14 protein-coding genes are annotated in these 14,109 nt (G+C 52.1%); 7 read left to right on the top strand and 7 right to left on the bottom strand.

What is annotated here, in order from left to right:
* A partial coding sequence (locus VFK44_14955) for a beta-ketoacyl-[acyl-carrier-protein] synthase family protein (protein HET7629670.1) occupies nt 1-609 on the top strand: 609 nt, incomplete at its 5' end.
* Nucleotides 609-1,076: an NUDIX hydrolase gene (locus VFK44_14950; protein ID HET7629669.1), complete on the top strand. Its 468-nt coding sequence runs from the start codon at nt 609-611 to the stop codon at nt 1,074-1,076. The genes VFK44_14955 and VFK44_14950, both read left to right, overlap by 1 nt.
* A 48-nt stretch (nt 1,077-1,124) precedes the next feature.
* On the opposite strand, the gene VFK44_14945 is transcribed toward VFK44_14950, so the two are convergent.
* The 6 genes from VFK44_14945 to VFK44_14920 form a co-directional block, all read right to left on the bottom strand.
* On the bottom strand, nt 1,125-1,877 hold the full coding sequence (locus tag VFK44_14945; protein HET7629668.1) for an SDR family NAD(P)-dependent oxidoreductase: 753 nt from the start codon (nt 1,875-1,877) through the stop codon (nt 1,125-1,127).
* 3 nt (nt 1,878-1,880) lie between these two features.
* Nucleotides 1,881-2,735 (bottom strand): CoA-transferase, encoded by an 855-nt coding sequence (locus VFK44_14940; GenBank protein HET7629667.1) that lies wholly within the window; start codon nt 2,733-2,735, stop codon nt 1,881-1,883.
* Nucleotides 2,736-2,847: 112 nt separating this feature from the next.
* Nucleotides 2,848-3,711, bottom strand: a complete 864-nt coding sequence (locus VFK44_14935; protein ID HET7629666.1) for a CoA-transferase — start codon at nt 3,709-3,711, stop codon at nt 2,848-2,850.
* A gap of 135 nt (nt 3,712-3,846) precedes the next feature.
* Entirely contained in the window at nt 3,847-4,638 is a 792-nt protein-coding gene (locus tag VFK44_14930) for an SDR family oxidoreductase (GenBank protein HET7629665.1), read from the bottom strand.
* 3 nt (nt 4,639-4,641) lie between these two features.
* Nucleotides 4,642-5,433: an SDR family oxidoreductase gene (locus tag VFK44_14925; GenBank protein HET7629664.1), complete on the bottom strand. Its 792-nt coding sequence runs from the start codon at nt 5,431-5,433 to the stop codon at nt 4,642-4,644.
* Between the two features lie 38 nt (nt 5,434-5,471).
* A complete protein-coding gene (locus tag VFK44_14920) occupies nt 5,472-6,266 on the bottom strand; it encodes an enoyl-CoA hydratase-related protein (protein HET7629663.1) in 795 nt (264 codons plus the stop codon).
* A 399-nt stretch (nt 6,267-6,665) separates the two neighbouring features.
* Here VFK44_14920 and VFK44_14915 point away from each other — a divergent pair, with 399 nt between their 5' ends.
* Entirely contained in the window at nt 6,666-9,530 is a 2,865-nt protein-coding gene (locus VFK44_14915; protein HET7629662.1) for a 2-oxoglutarate dehydrogenase E1 component, read from the top strand.
* Nucleotides 9,527-10,786, top strand: coding sequence for a 2-oxoglutarate dehydrogenase complex dihydrolipoyllysine-residue succinyltransferase (gene odhB, locus VFK44_14910; protein HET7629661.1), 1,260 nt, complete (start codon nt 9,527-9,529; stop codon nt 10,784-10,786). The genes VFK44_14915 and odhB overlap by 4 nt, the downstream gene beginning before the upstream one ends.
* Nucleotides 10,787-10,825: 39 nt before the next feature.
* On the opposite strand, the gene VFK44_14905 is transcribed toward odhB, so the two are convergent.
* Entirely contained in the window at nt 10,826-11,755 is a 930-nt protein-coding gene (locus VFK44_14905; protein HET7629660.1) for a DUF4349 domain-containing protein, read from the bottom strand.
* 258 nt (nt 11,756-12,013) lie between these two features.
* Here VFK44_14905 and VFK44_14900 point away from each other — a divergent pair, with 258 nt between their 5' ends.
* The 3 genes from VFK44_14900 to VFK44_14890 all read left to right on the top strand — a co-directional run.
* A complete protein-coding gene (locus tag VFK44_14900; protein ID HET7629659.1) occupies nt 12,014-12,724 on the top strand; it encodes an AzlC family ABC transporter permease in 711 nt (236 codons plus the stop codon).
* The gene (locus VFK44_14895; GenBank protein ID HET7629658.1) at nt 12,721-13,026 is read left to right on the top strand and encodes an AzlD domain-containing protein; all 306 of its coding nucleotides are present in this window, start codon (nt 12,721-12,723) and stop codon (nt 13,024-13,026) included. Before VFK44_14900 ends, VFK44_14895 begins: the two co-directional genes overlap by 4 nt.
* A 110-nt stretch (nt 13,027-13,136) precedes the next feature.
* Nucleotides 13,137-14,109 (top strand): M48 family metallopeptidase (locus VFK44_14890; GenBank protein HET7629657.1); only part of this gene is annotated, 973 nt, incomplete at its 3' end.

Here is a 14,109-nt window from a genome sequence, read left to right as displayed (position 1 = left end):
GGTCCGGACGACCATTCCCGTTGGTCGCGGCCGTTTGATACCGAGCGGTTAGGCATGGTGATGGGCGAAGGTGCCGCCATTCTCGTCCTCGAGCCGCTCGACCGCGCGAAAGCACGCGGTGCACACATTTACGCGGAACTTGCCGGATACGGAACGACGAACGACAGCTTTCACCAAATCGCCCCCCATCCGCAAGGGAGCGGAGCGATTGCGGCGATGAAGCAAGCGCTGCGTTCCGCGGGCATTACAACGGAAGACATCGATTACATTAATGCCCATGCAACTTCGACGAAAGCCGGTGACAAGGCGGAAATGAAAGCGCTCGGCGAGTTGTTCGGCGACCGATTGCAAGACATTCCGGTAAGTTCGATCAAAGGTTCGATTGGGCATTCGCTCGGGGCGGCTGGGGCGATTGAAAGCCTCGCGTGCGTGAAAGCGGTGGAAACGAATTGGCTGCCGCCGAACTTGCATTGCGACCATCCCGAGCCGAACGCACCGGCTCGGCTCGTACACAAAGCTTGTCAGCATGAAACCCGGTACGCCTTAAGCAATTCTTTCGGCTTCGGCGGTCAAAACGGCGTTGTCGTCTGGAAGGCGTACGAAGAATAATGGATTACATCCGCTACCTCAGGAGCATGGTCGGCAAGAAGCCGGTCATCATGGTTACTGCAGGAGCGTTCATCTTCGATGGACACGGGCGCGTCTTGCTTCATTTGCGGACGGACAACGGCACGTGGGCCCATCCGGGCGGATTCATGGAACTCGGTGAGTCGGCAGAAGAAACTGCCCGCAGGGAAGTGTTTGAGGAAACCGGTTTGACGGCCGGACCGTTGGAGTTGTTCGGCATTTACTCCGGTCCGGAAAAGGAGCATACGATGGCGAACGGCGATCAAGTGTTTTGCGTCGATGTTCTCTACACGTGTAAAAAGTTCAGCGGAACACTGAAGAAAGTAAACGAAGAGTCGCTTGATGCTGGTTTTTTTGCGCTGGACGCACTGCCGAAGCCGCTTTTTGCCGATCAGCAGGAAGAATTTAGCGATCTGTTGTCCAGCGCGAAACCGCCGTTTTCGCGATAAATAAAAGCCCTTGTTTCGTTTTTGGCGAACCAAGGGCTTTTGCTTGTTTCAATCGTTCATCGTGAGTCCTCCGGACACGGAAAGCACTTGCCCGGTGACGTGTGAGGCGGCGTCGCTTGCGAAATAGACGATCGTGTCGGCGATCTCCTTCGGCTCGGCGATTTGCCGCATCGGAATCATGCGAATCATTTTGTCGATCAATTTTTTCGCGTCGCCGTCTTCGCTGTTCGATTCAAGAATGCGCGTCCGCGTCGGTCCCGGCGACACGCAATTGACGCGTACGCCCTTCTTCGCGACTTCGCGCGCAATCGATTTCGAAAACGAAACGACGCCGCCTTTGGCCGCGGCATAGACCGCTTCTCCTGCCATGCCTGCACGGGCGGCATCGGAGATGACGTTGACAATCGCCCCTTTTTCCGACGCGATCAAATCTTCGAGAAATGCACGCGTTGTGTAAATTACGCCCCACAAGTTCGTCGCCATGACTCGTTCCCAATACTTTTTGTCTTCGCTGAGAAATGGGGTCGTCCGTGTATAGCCGGCATTGTTGACGAGCACGTCGATCGTTCCGAAAGATGATCGTAATTCGTTCGCCGCGGTCTGTACCGCCTCATAATTGCCAACGTCGACGGATTGCCCAACGATTTTTTTACGCAATTGTTCTTGTGCTTCGTCCAAACTCTCCTTATGCAATGCCCAAATCGCGACTTCGGCGCCTTGTTCCAAAAATGACTTTGCGGCTTCGAGACCAATGCCGCGTGCGCCCCCCGTAATCAATACACGCTTGTTTTCGAAATTCATCGCTTATTTCCCGAGCCTCGGCCAAGCAACATGCAACGCTTGCCTTTCCCGTTCGTAAATGTCCACAAATCGTTCGGCTGCTTCCGGGCCGGAGAGCAGTTCGAGTTTGCGAACTTCAAGCGGATCAGATGTCCGGATGATTTCGATATCTTCGGGAGTCGGGGCAGGCGTTTCTTTTACTTGATCAGGCACGTGCATTTCAAATCCTGTTTTTTCGTGAACTTCGTCCACCGTCACTCCAGGGTGCAGCGTACGAATGGCCATCGTTCCGCCAGGTCCCGAGAAGTCAAACACGCCGAGATCAGTAATGAGAACAGACGGGGCTCCATCATTGCCTAGGGAAGCGTCCCGCTCCGGTCCGTTACCTGCGCCGCTGCGGAAATGAACTTGTTCGACGATCGAACGTTTGTCGTGATGCAAAATGTAATATAAGATTTGCGACAAGTGACTCGTATCTTCGGGGATCCCGCGCGAGCCGACCATCGCAACTTTCGGTTGTTCCCAGTCGCCGATAACGCTAATGTTCGTGTTTCCATAACGATCGATTTGCGCAGGGTTGATCCAAATACGGAAATGATCGGTGAAAATCGCGTCGAAAATCTCCTCCATTGACATCGGAATGCCGTGTTGGGCATCGGTTAAAAACTGCCCGAGCGTCAAAGTCGGCATCGGTGTGACGTCCATCCCCGATTCGGGTGTAGACAGTACGGCAAGATCGGGGGCGTATTTCAACTTCGACAAATGGGCGGACAGCGAACCGAAAGCGGTCACCGAACTTACGAGCACTTCGCCTTGCAGTTCGCGGGCCATGGCGGTAATGATAAATTCATCCAGCGAATAATCCGATTGTAGCGGCATGAACACATTCTCCCTTCTGATTGCGGTTTTCGTGAGTCAAAGTCTTCGAGACACAGGTCTATCAAACCCGGATTTTTCCGAGCTGGCATCTAAGCACCATTTGAAAGAGTTGTTACACTTTCAGCCGGGACACGAGTTGTTCCACGCCGCCCTGGTTAGCCAAATAGCCGTCGTGGTTATTCGCGATGTATTCGTCTTGGTAAGCCAGCCAATCTTCTTCCTTCTGGCTCACTTTCAAGTACTCTTGCAAATGGCGCAAATCGGCGCGGTAATCGGGAGAACATCCGGTCGGATGAGCTCCCCACGGAAGTTCGATAATGCCGTCCGTATGTACCCGTAAAATTTGCACATCACGTCCGTATCGTTGCAGTTCATCGGAAGAAATTACCCGCTCACATGACATGAACGTTTTCTTAGCTGCTTTCGCGCACAGGGCATCCACATGCCCATCGCCGAGAATGACGCCGTTGCCTTTCATGTCTGCGTAATTGACGTGAATGATCGCGAAATCCGGTTTCAGCGCGGGAATCGCGACGAGTTCTTCGCCTCCGAACGGATCTTTAAACGTTTTGAAAGCTTTGTTTACTTTCAGTACATCCGTTGCCAATCCGGTATGCGTCGGCAAGAACGGTACCCGTTTGATCGCGGCATCCAATCCGGCCATGACGGTATATTCAGTCCATTCTTGAAACGCGCATTCGCCTTTTTGGCGAGCGCGGCGGAAGTGCGGCGCGAGACCCAATACCTCGAAGCCGACGAACGCGTAAATGACTTCCGAGACCGAACCGGTTCCGATCAACAAATCCACATCAGGTCCGCCAACGTCAACGATGACACGAAGATTTTTCACGGAACTGCGGGCAAGCGCGCGAATCATCGCCATCGGTTTGCGGGACAACGATGAGCCGCCGATGGCTACCGTGGCGCCATCATGGAGTTGTCGGACCATGTCTTCCAGAGTCATTCGTTTATCCATTTGTTCCACCTCTCCCGGGTTTTATGTCAGGCATTGTCTTCGAACCAATCTTCGTCGTCACATTATCTGCCTTCGGTATGATTACGGCATTCACCGTCCTTGCTGTGAAGGTAGCGAATGCCGTATCAATCTTCTTTATTGTTTCATGACTTCGAACGGGCCGGACGTATGCGTCAACCCGCCGTCAACCTTAATAACTTCACCCGTAACAAAGCGCGACATGTCGCTCGCCAAAAACACGGCGACATCGGCGATATCTTCCGGAGTCGCCAGTCGTCCGAGCGGTGTTTGCTTGCTTACCGTTTCATCAAAGGCAGCATACTGTTCGTCGCCCATGTAAAATTTCGCTGAATCGGTAGCAACCACACCGGGAGCGATGGCGTTGCACGTAATGCCTTTTGGTCCTAATTCATAGGCGAGATAACGTGTCAACGTTTCGACTGCACCTTTCGCCGAGCCGATCGATGCGTAGTTCGGCAAGGTAAAATCAGTTCCGTGGCCGGTGACCGTTATGATCCTGCCGGATCCCGCTTTCATGAGCGGAACAGCGCGCTGGGCAGACCGAATCAAGCTGTTGATGAGCAACTGATACGTACGATCGATGTGATACGGTTTCATTTCCAGCAACGGTTTAAAGGCGGTCGCCGCAGCGTTCGCCATAAACACGTCAAGCGCTCCCCATTTCTCGCCGATCGCCTCGAACATCGCGTCAACTTCTTCCAAATCCTCAAGGTTTGCTTGAACGACGAGCGCTTCGCTGCCGAGTTCGCGAATTTCCGAAGCCGTTTGCTGCGCCAAATCCTCTTGCTTGTTGTAATGCACAGCGACGTCGGCCCCCGCTTTCGCTGCGGCCAGCGCCGTGGCTTTTCCGATTCCGCGGGAACTGCCAGTCACGAGCACTTTTTTCTTCGTCAAGAGTCCGTTCATTGATTAAATCAGACCCTTTCCGAGCCATTCTCCGCCGTCGATGACGAAGATTTCGCCGTTAACGAAATCGGCATAAGGAGAGAGCAAATAACTGGCCGCGTTTGCGATCTCAGGCACTTCGCCAAAACGGCCGACCGGGATTTTTGACTTCAAGCGTTTCTCCATTTTCGGATTGTTTTCCCAAATGGGTCGCACGGCATCGGTGTCGGTCACACCGGGTGAAATCGCGTTGACGCGAATGCCGTGGTGTGCCCATTCTACGCCGAGCGTCCGTGTCATCGCTACGACACCCGCTTTGGCGGCGACGGAGTGCACCGTTTTCGGGCCGCCTGTCCACGCATAGCTGGCCACAATGGACAAGATACGGCCGCCGGTGCCAGCTTCGATCATCTTGTTGCCGGCTGCCCGCGAGCAATAAAAAGTGCCGTTGAGCACCGTGCCGACAACCGAGTTCCAACCGTTCACCGACATTTTTTCACTTTCGACCATAAAGAGTCCGGCCGCTGCATTGACGAGCATATCGAGACGTCCGGTTTTTTCGACCGTCTCGTTCATAAGATGGTCCACTTGATCCGGATCGCGGACGTCCGTCACAACACCGAAAGCTTCACCGCCGTTACCATTGATGGTTTCCACAGCTGCATCCAGCTTTTCTTGCTTACGACCAGCTATCACGACTTTTGCACCGAGGCGCGATAATTCCTGGGCAATTCCGAAGCCAATGCCGCTGCCGCCGCCGGTAATGACCGCCGTTTGTCCTTCCAAAGTTCCTTCAGGCAACATTTTTTTGTTCATTACCTAGTTCCCTCCAATTTGATTCGTTTGCTCCCGGCTTATTTGCCGAGAAACGTCGGTTTCCGTTTCTCGAGAAAAGCGGAAACTGCTTCTTGGTGGTCTTCCGTATGGGCCAGTTTGTCTTGTACGTCCCGTTCGTAAGCAAGCGTTTCCTCCAATGTGCTTGCGGCTGCTTTGTCAAACAATTGACGAATGCTGGCATAGCTTTGTGTTGGTCCGTTTGCCAGATGTGCGGCGAGTTCGCGCGCAGCGTCGGCCGCTTCTTCTGCGGTTGGATAAATTTCACTTGCGAGCCCTGCTTTGACTTGATCTTCCGGTGTCAACGATTTTCCGAGCATGCACAACTCAATGGCTTGCGCATGTCCAATTGCGCGTCCGAGCAAGAAGGAAACGCCGGTATCCGGAGCAATTCCGACATTCACGAACACGGGGGTCATCGAAGCCTTTTCGGTTATTACCCGGAAGTCGCAGGCAAGCGGGAATGCCATACCGCCGCCGACGGCTACGCCGTTGACGAGCGCAATGGTCGGCTTCGGCATCGAACGAAGTGCCTTGACGAGAGGTATGTATTCGGACTCAACGAGTTTTCCGAGCTCCGGCCCTTCTTTCGCATAATCTTCGGACATTTCTTTCACGTCTTGACCGACGCAAAAGCCTTTTCCGCTGCCGGTGAGAATGAGTGCACGAATTTCTTCGTCCTCCGCGGCATGGTTCAGTGCATCGAGCAGCTCGCTTCGCATTTTCCGCGTGAGCGCGTTCAATGCTTTCGGGCGGTTTAAAGTGATCGTTGCCACGCCGTCTTTCGCTTCAAACAACAATTCCTCATAGTTCATCTAACAACCTCCTCTGCGGATGCTTCTGCATTGCCTTGAAATAGGATGTAAAGCGTCCTATAATTTACAAAGTCATTCTTATTATATCGTTTGGCAGGGGGGAATCGTCAAGAATTTTCGTATGATTAGATCATACGACCAGGTCATAAATTTAAGAACAGGATAAAATGTTCTGTCTTTTCCATATAGAGCGAAAGCTCATGTCATGATTATGGAACTGTGTCGATTTAAAGCATATTTTCCGCGGCTGTGATAAAATGTTTTTTGGATGCAACATTGAAGGGAGCGGACCTATTCTTCAAAGTATGATTGCATAAATGATATGTATGATGGTAGGGAAACTTTACGAGTGTAAACGGATCAGCCAAGGTTTATTAAACAACAGTTGGAGGTTTGAGAATGACCACGGGTAACAGGGAACAACAAAGAGGACCGTGGGAATCGTTTTACGGTCCTAATCTCGGATATGTGAACGAAATGTACGACCGCTACCGTGAAAATCCCGGTGCGGTTGATGACCATTTAAGGAAGATGTTCGATCAGTGGGGGGCGCCGCCGGTTGCGGAAGAGCGCAGAGATGCGTCAAACGGAGCGGCAACGGTACCGTCCATCGATTTAAACAAAGTCGTTGCCGCTGTCAATTTGGCAAGAAACATTCGCACGCACGGTCATTTGGCGGCGAAGATCGATCCGCTCGATGAGGACCGCAAACCGAGTACGAGGTTTCTCGATCCGGGAGAGTACGGACTGACGGAAAGCGACCTTGAGGCGCTGCCGCCGGAGGTCGTCTGGAAAAACGCTCCCGCCAACGTCCATAACGGGTTGGATGCGATCAACAAATTGCGGGAAATTTACACGGGTTCGATATCGTTTGAATTCGGGCACGTGAATGAAGACGACGAAAAATTATGGCTGACTCAAATCGTTGAATCAGGCAGCCTCGACCGCAATCTTTCCCCGGAAGAAAGGAAAGACTTGTTGAAACGGTTGACGGAAGTCGAAGGTTTTGAAAAATTTCTGCACCGGACGTTCGTCGGTCAAAAGCGCTTTTCGATCGAAGGCGTTGATATGCTCGTGCCGATGCTGGACGAAATCATCCGCTCAGGTGTACACGACGGTGCAAAGAACGTCATGATCGGGATGGCGCACCGCGGCAGACTGAACGTGCTCGCCCACGTTCTCGGCAAGCCGTATAGAGCCATTTTTTCAGAATTTCACCACGCGCCGAACAAAGACTTGATTCCTTCGGAAGGTTCGAAAGGCATCAACTACGGTTGGACCGGTGACGTAAAATACCATCTCGGCCGGGATATCGATATCGAAGAGAACAATACGGCGTTGGCGCACTTGACGCTTGCGAACAACCCGAGCCATCTGGAGTTCGTCAATCCGGTAGTTGAAGGCTATGCGAGGGCGGCTCAGGAAGACCGGAGCGAGAAAGGAATGCCGAAGCAGAACGTTGACGAGTCGTTCGCGATTTTGATTCATGGGGATGCCGCTTTTCCTGGTGAAGGCATCGTTGCCGAAACGCTCAATTTAAGTCAATTGCCGGGCTATCGCACGGGTGGAACCGTGCACATTATCGCCAACAACCAGCTCGGTTTTACGACGGGAAGCATTGACGATCGTTCAACGAAATACGCGAGTGACCTTGCAAAAGGCTATGAAATTCCGATCGTTCACGTCAATGCCGACGACCCGGAAGCTTGTTTGGCGGCCATTGATCTTGCTTATTATTACCGGCGCCGTTTTCAAAAAGACTTTTTGATTGACCTCGTCGGGTACCGCAAATACGGACATAACGAAATGGACGATCCGCGGGCGACGCAGCCACTTTTATATGAAAAAATCAACAACCATCCGACGGTCAGGGTACGGTTTGCCGAAAAGCTTGTCAAAGCCGGTATCATCAAGGACGAGGAAGTGGATGCCCTCGACAAGGAGACGCATGACTACTTCCAAAAGGTGTTTGATGACATTAAAGAACAAGGGAAAGGCGAAATCGAAGAACTCGATCTTCCCGAGCCGGTAAAAAATGGTCTAGCGAAAATCGAGACGGCGTACCCGCTTGACAAATTGCGCAAGATTAACGAAAACTTATTGAAATGGCCGGAAGGCTTCAACGTTTACTCGAAATTGAAACGGATTTTGGAGAGAAGGAAAGACGCGCTCGAAGAAGGCAAGAAAGTCGATTGGGCGCTGGCTGAAACGCTTGCTTTCGCGACAATTCTCGCCGATGGCACACCGATTCGTCTAACCGGACAGGACACGGAAAGAGGAACGTTTGCCCATCGCCACATCATGCTGAACGATGAAAAAACGGGTGAAAAATTCTCGCCGATGCACGCGTTGCCGGAGGCGAAAGCTTCATTTGCGGTTCACAACAGTCCGTTGTCGGAGGCTTCGGTTCTCGGATTTGAATACGGGTACAACGTTACGGCTCCTGAAACGCTTGTCGTTTGGGAGGCACAATACGGCGACTTCGCCAATGCAGCTCAAGTAATTTTTGACCAGTTCATTTCCGCAGGGCGGGCGAAATGGGGACAAAAATCAAGCCTCGTCATGCTGCTGCCGCACGGGTACGAAGGGCAAGGTCCGGAGCATTCGAGTGCGCGACTGGAGCGGTATTTGCAGTTGGCAGCGGAAAACAACTGGTCGGTGGCGAACTTAACGAGCGCCGCGCAATATTTTCATGTTTTGCGCCGCCAGGCTGCAATCGCAAACAAGGATCAAGCTCGTCCGTTGATCATTATGTCGCCGAAGAGCCTCATTCGCAATCCAAACGTCGCTTCGCCGGGCAAGGCGTTTGCTGAAGGCAAATTCCAGACGGTGCTTGAACAACCGGGTCTCGGAACGAAGAAAACGAAAGTGAAGCGGCTCGTCGTATGCAGCGGCAAAGTGGCCATTGATTTGCACGAAGCGATCGAAAAAAGCGATGAAGATTACGATTGGCTCCACATCGCCCGCGTTGAGCAATTGTATCCGTTCCCGGAAGACCAAATGAAAGAACTGATCGGCCGTTACAACAACTTGGAGCAAATCGTCTGGGTGCAAGAAGAACCGGAAAACATGGGGGCATGGACGTACGTCCATCCGCTGTTGAATGATGTTGCGCCCGATAAGGCGAGCGTTCATTACATCGGCCGGCGCCGGAGATCGAGCCCGGCGACAGGGGAACCGGACATTCATAAAAGAGAACAAGAGCGCATTGTAACGAGCGCTTTGACACAGGGTGAATTCGAAACGGGAGGGAACCGCAAATGATTGAAGTAAAAGTGCCGGAATTGGCAGAATCGATTTCCGAAGGAACGATTTCGCAATGGTTGAAGAAAGAAGGCGAGTATGTCGAGCGCGGTGAAGACATCGTCGAGCTTGAGACGGACAAAGTCAACGTGCAAATCAGCGCGGAAGGTTCGGGAGTGCTGAAGGACATCAAAAAAGGTGAAGGCGACGACGTGGAAGTCGGCGAAGTGATCGCGATGCTCGACGAAAGCGGAGAAGCCGGAGGAACGTCGGAGACTGGCGAAGACAAGAAAGAGAAAGCGGAAGCGCCGAAGCAAGAAGCCGAGGAGAAAGGCGGAGATGAAAAAGCGGAGGAAAGCAGCGAAGGCGGCGATCGTCCGATCGCCACGCCGGCAGCGCGCAAGCTCGCGCGAGAAAAGGGCATCGACTTGAACGAAGTTCAGTCGCGCGATCCGCTCGGCCGCATTCGCACTGAGGACGTGCAGGCGCACCAGCAAGGCGGCGGGAAGCCGCAACAAGCGCCGCAACAGCCGCAGCAACCGGCAGCGGCAGCGCCGGTGCAAGATGCGGAGAAGCCGGTGGAACGCGTGAAAATGTCGCGCCGCCGCAGAACGATTGCGGACCGAATGTTGAACGTGAAAAACTCGACGGCGATGTTGACGACGTTTAACGAAGTCGACATGACCGCGGTGATGAATTTGCGGAAACGCCGGAAAGAGCAGTTCCAGAAGGAGCATGATGGTGTCAGGCTCGGATTTATGTCGTTTTTCACGAAAGCGGTCGTTGGCGCTTTGAAGGCGTATCCGTTGCTGAACGCGGAAATTCAAGGCAACGAGCTTTTGATTAAGAAATATTATGACATCGGCATTGCGGTCGCTTCGGATGAAGGACTTGTCGTGCCGGTCGTTCGCAACGCCGACCGTCTCGGGTTCGCCGGCATCGAAAAAGAAATTGCCGATTTGGCGAAAAAAGCACGCGAAAACAAATTAGGATTGGACGAACTGCAAGGCGGATCGTTTACGATTACGAACGGAGGCGTGTTCGGATCCTTGCTCTCGACGCCGATCATCAACGCTCCGCAAGTCGGCATTCTCGGCATGCACACGATCCAGCATCGTCCGGTCGCGGTTACGCCGAACAAAATGGAAATTCGGCCGATGATGTACATCGCCTTATCTTACGACCATCGAATCGTAGACGGCAGTGAAGCAGTCAGTTTCTTGAAAAAAGTGAAAGACATGATCGAAGATCCGGAAACGTTGCTGTTGGAAAGCTAAGCGAAACACGTGAAATCGAGCGAAAACCCCTTCTGATTATTAAGAAGGGGTTTTGTTTCGTCGTAGTTTTCTAAACAGCCAGAGACCAAGTATGACGAGGGCGGCAAGTATGATCAATACCGGTGAATAGCCGACGAGAAAGACGATAACGCTGGAGGCGAAACTCATCAACATGTTGAGGGAATCGATGAATGCTTGTTTTGTTTTGTTCCAAGTGTTCCATTCCTCTTTCGGTTTAAGACCGGTGTCTGATTCCGTTATCGAGACGGTTACCGTCGCGAGAGCCGCATGATTTTGCAAGTAATTGATTTGTCCTTTCAGCTGTTCGATCTGCTGCTGAACGTTGGCGAGATGATCGAAGATGTTCAACAAATCCTCGCTGTTATCTGCTTCTTTCAAAAACGATTCGAGCCGTGTTTTCACTTCTTGTTGCGCTTTCAAGCGAGCGCTCAAGTCGACATATTGTTTGGTGACGTCCTGTCCTTGAACATTTTTACGGACGACTTCGTTCGCCAGTTTTTCGACTTGGCCAAGAAAGTCTGTGAATTTCGGCTGAGGCACGCGAACCGTAATCGTTCCTGTCGGATGGCCAGAGGCAGAGTTGGAAACAAATGAATGAACAACATAGCCGCCGTAGGAGGAAACGAGCGATCGCATTTGTTTGTCGGCAGCGTCGAAATCGTTGACGGTCACTGCCAGATTTGCCGTATAAATAATCATTCGCTCGGCATCGACAACTGATAATACGCCGGGCGGTTTGTTCATCGACGCATCCCTGCTTGCGAAGCCGTTCTCCGCTGCGCTTTTTTGGTCAGCCGCTTCATCGGTGGCGATCTCAGCGCCGCTGAACCCTTTACTTCGCCCGCTGTCGGTCGAAGAGGAAGAAGAATTCTCACCTCTTTGGCATCCGGCGAACACTAAGGTGATCGCGAAACAGAAGATCAAGATACAATAAATACGCGCTTTCATTTTTGACCCCGCTATCTGCACGCAAAGGCGTACGTTTTCTTATTGAACCCGGCAACAGCGAGAAAAGTTTCATCGAGAGGATGCATCATCTTCGCGGTTGAAATTCGTTTGTCTATGCAGCACAAAAAGTGCAGGACCTATTGAACAGCAAATAATCAGCACAAAGGCGTCTCCGCTCGGTTCACTCTTGAGTTTTCGAGCATCGAGGCATACAATACTTATAATATGGCAAGTAATTGCAACTTGGAGTGATGGCACATGAATCCGGACCCGAGTGTTTCGATAAAAAAATCATCGATGTTTCACGTCGGCCTTAAAGAAGGGTTTACAATTGCGATCGGTTACGTTCCGATCGCTTTAACATTTGGCTTGCTTGCGAAATCGACGGGGTTGTCGTTGGTGGAGGCGGTCGCGATGAGCTTGTTTGTGTTCGCCGGGGCGGCGCAATTCATGGCGCTTAATCTTATCGCGATCGGCACGGGGGCAGTCGAGATTGTATTGGCGACGTTCGTGCTGAACTTGCGGCATTTGTTGTTGAGCGCGACGATTAATGAGAAGTCAAGCGACGATCCGAAGCGGCTCAAGGCGTTGTACGCGTTCGGCATCACGGATGAGACGTTCTCGGTTGCGGCAACGAGCGGCAGAACGATTACGGCGTCGTATATGGCAGGGCTTGTGACAATGGCTTATTCAAGCTGGGTCGTTTGTTCGGCAGCCGGTTATTACGCGGGCGCAGCGCTTCCCGGCGCTTTGCGAGAGAGCATGGGGATAGCGCTGTATGCGATGTTCATCGGCCTGCTCGTGCCTTCGATGAAGAAGCACCGCAAAGTCGTTGTGCTCGCTGGAACGGCTGCGCTGTTAAGTTCATTTTTTACGATGTTCTTGAGCGGAGGCTGGGCAATCGTGCTCGCGACGTTGGTCACTTCGATCGGAGTCGAGTTGTGTTGGAAAGGAAGTGAACGTCAATGATCGTCCCTTTGCTCTGGATCATAATCGGCATGGCCGTCGTAACGTATGTGCCGCGCATGCTGCCACTTGTCGTTTTTGATGCGAAGAAGCTGCCGCCGAAACTCCGGGAAATGTTAAAAAATGTTCCGTTTGCTGCTCTCGGAGCGTTGATTATCCCGGGAGTGTTCCTTTTCAACGACGATTGGCTGTTTGGGGTGCTCGGTGCATCGACCGCGATGGCAACCGCCTATGCCGGCGTCAATCTGACCCTCGTCGTGCTTAGCTCGGTGCTTGTTTTATTTGTCTATTCTTCTTTCTTTTAAAGAACGATTGGCGGCGGTTGTTCTAATCTTACCGGCGTGCGCTTACAATGAAAACAGGATGTCCTTATACAAGCACCGTCCGTCCCGCGGATTAGATTGAGGGGGAAGCTATGAAAAAAACCGCTTACGGATTCATCATGTTGTATGTATTGTACGCCCTGGCGATGGCATGGTATTTGTTTGAGGCGGCACCCGTCGGCGTGCCCGAAAAGCTTCAAGGCACTGCGGCCGATCCGTCTTTATTCATGTCGCCGCAACGTCTGGAACTTACGCACGAATATTCCCGCCTGCAAGAATGGCTCTATTTTTTATCGGTGCCGATGGAATGGGGCATTTATCTGTTTGTCATGGTGCTCGGCGTTTCTGCTTGGATGCGTAACCGCTCCCGTGAGTTCACGCGCAACTCAACGGTACATACGATTTTTTACGTATTGCTATTGGCGATCGTCACTTGGCTGGCCTCGTTTCCTCTTCATTGGATTCGCCATGAAATCTCGTTGTCTTACGGCGTATCGGTACAAAGCTTTTCCGATTGGATGCATGACAACGTCATCAGCTTTTGGATCAACACGCTGCTGTTGATCGGTTCTGTTTGGGTCATTTACGCGTTGATGCGGCGGACAAAACGATGGTGGTTTTACGCTTGGCTCATTTCAATCCCCTTTACGTTGTTCATGACGTTTATCCAGCCGGTCGTTATCGACCCGTTGTACAATGATTTTCACCAGATGCCAAATACTGCATTGAAGGAAAAAATTTTGCATCTCGCTGATCGCGCAGACATCCCGGCCGACGACGTGTACACGGTGAACAAATCGACGGAAACGAATGCTTTGAACGCCTATGTGAACGGAATCGGATCGAATTTGCGCATCGTCCTTTGGGATACGACGCTGCATAAGTTGAGCGACGACGAAATTGTTTTTGTCATGGCGCATGAGATCGGCCACTATGTCATGCACCATTTAATCAAAAGTGTCATCGGTGTGATTGTTATGACGCTCATCGGGCTGTACGCGGCTTCGCGGCTGTTCCGCTTCGCGATTTCTAAATGGGGAGGGCGGCTCGGCGTGACATCGCCGA

The organism is Bacillales bacterium, from assembly GCA_035700025.1.
Classification (GTDB): Bacteria; Bacillota; Bacilli; order Bacillales; family DASSOY01; genus DASSOY01.
The sequence above is the reverse complement of the archived record's forward strand: the minus strand, read 5'-3'. Positions and strand labels throughout refer to the sequence as shown.

Bases quoted from the DNA above. Each gene is read 5' to 3' on its own strand.
- VFK44_14950 (HET7629669.1), top strand. From the start codon at position 609: ATGGATTACATCCGCTACCTCAGGAGCATGGTCGGCAAGAAGCCGGTC.
- VFK44_14935 (HET7629666.1), bottom strand. From the start codon at position 3,711: ATGGATAAACGAATGACTCTGGAAGACATGGTCCGACAACTCCATGAT.
- VFK44_14920 (HET7629663.1), bottom strand. From the start codon at position 6,266: ATGAACTATGAGGAATTGTTGTTTGAAGCGAAAGACGGCGTGGCAACG.
- VFK44_14940 (HET7629667.1), bottom strand. From the start codon at position 2,735: ATGCCGCTACAATCGGATTATTCGCTGGATGAATTTATCATTACCGCC.
- VFK44_14900 (HET7629659.1), top strand. From the start codon at position 12,014: ATGAATCCGGACCCGAGTGTTTCGATAAAAAAATCATCGATGTTTCAC.
- VFK44_14895 (HET7629658.1), top strand. From the start codon at position 12,721: ATGATCGTCCCTTTGCTCTGGATCATAATCGGCATGGCCGTCGTAACG.
- odhB (HET7629661.1), top strand. From the start codon at position 9,527: ATGATTGAAGTAAAAGTGCCGGAATTGGCAGAATCGATTTCCGAAGGA.
- VFK44_14930 (HET7629665.1), bottom strand. From the start codon at position 4,638: ATGAACGGACTCTTGACGAAGAAAAAAGTGCTCGTGACTGGCAGTTCC.
- VFK44_14945 (HET7629668.1), bottom strand. From the start codon at position 1,877: ATGAATTTCGAAAACAAGCGTGTATTGATTACGGGGGGCGCACGCGGC.
- VFK44_14925 (HET7629664.1), bottom strand. From the start codon at position 5,433: ATGAACAAAAAAATGTTGCCTGAAGGAACTTTGGAAGGACAAACGGCG.
- VFK44_14905 (HET7629660.1), bottom strand. From the start codon at position 11,755: ATGAAAGCGCGTATTTATTGTATCTTGATCTTCTGTTTCGCGATCACC.
- VFK44_14915 (HET7629662.1), top strand. From the start codon at position 6,666: ATGACCACGGGTAACAGGGAACAACAAAGAGGACCGTGGGAATCGTTT.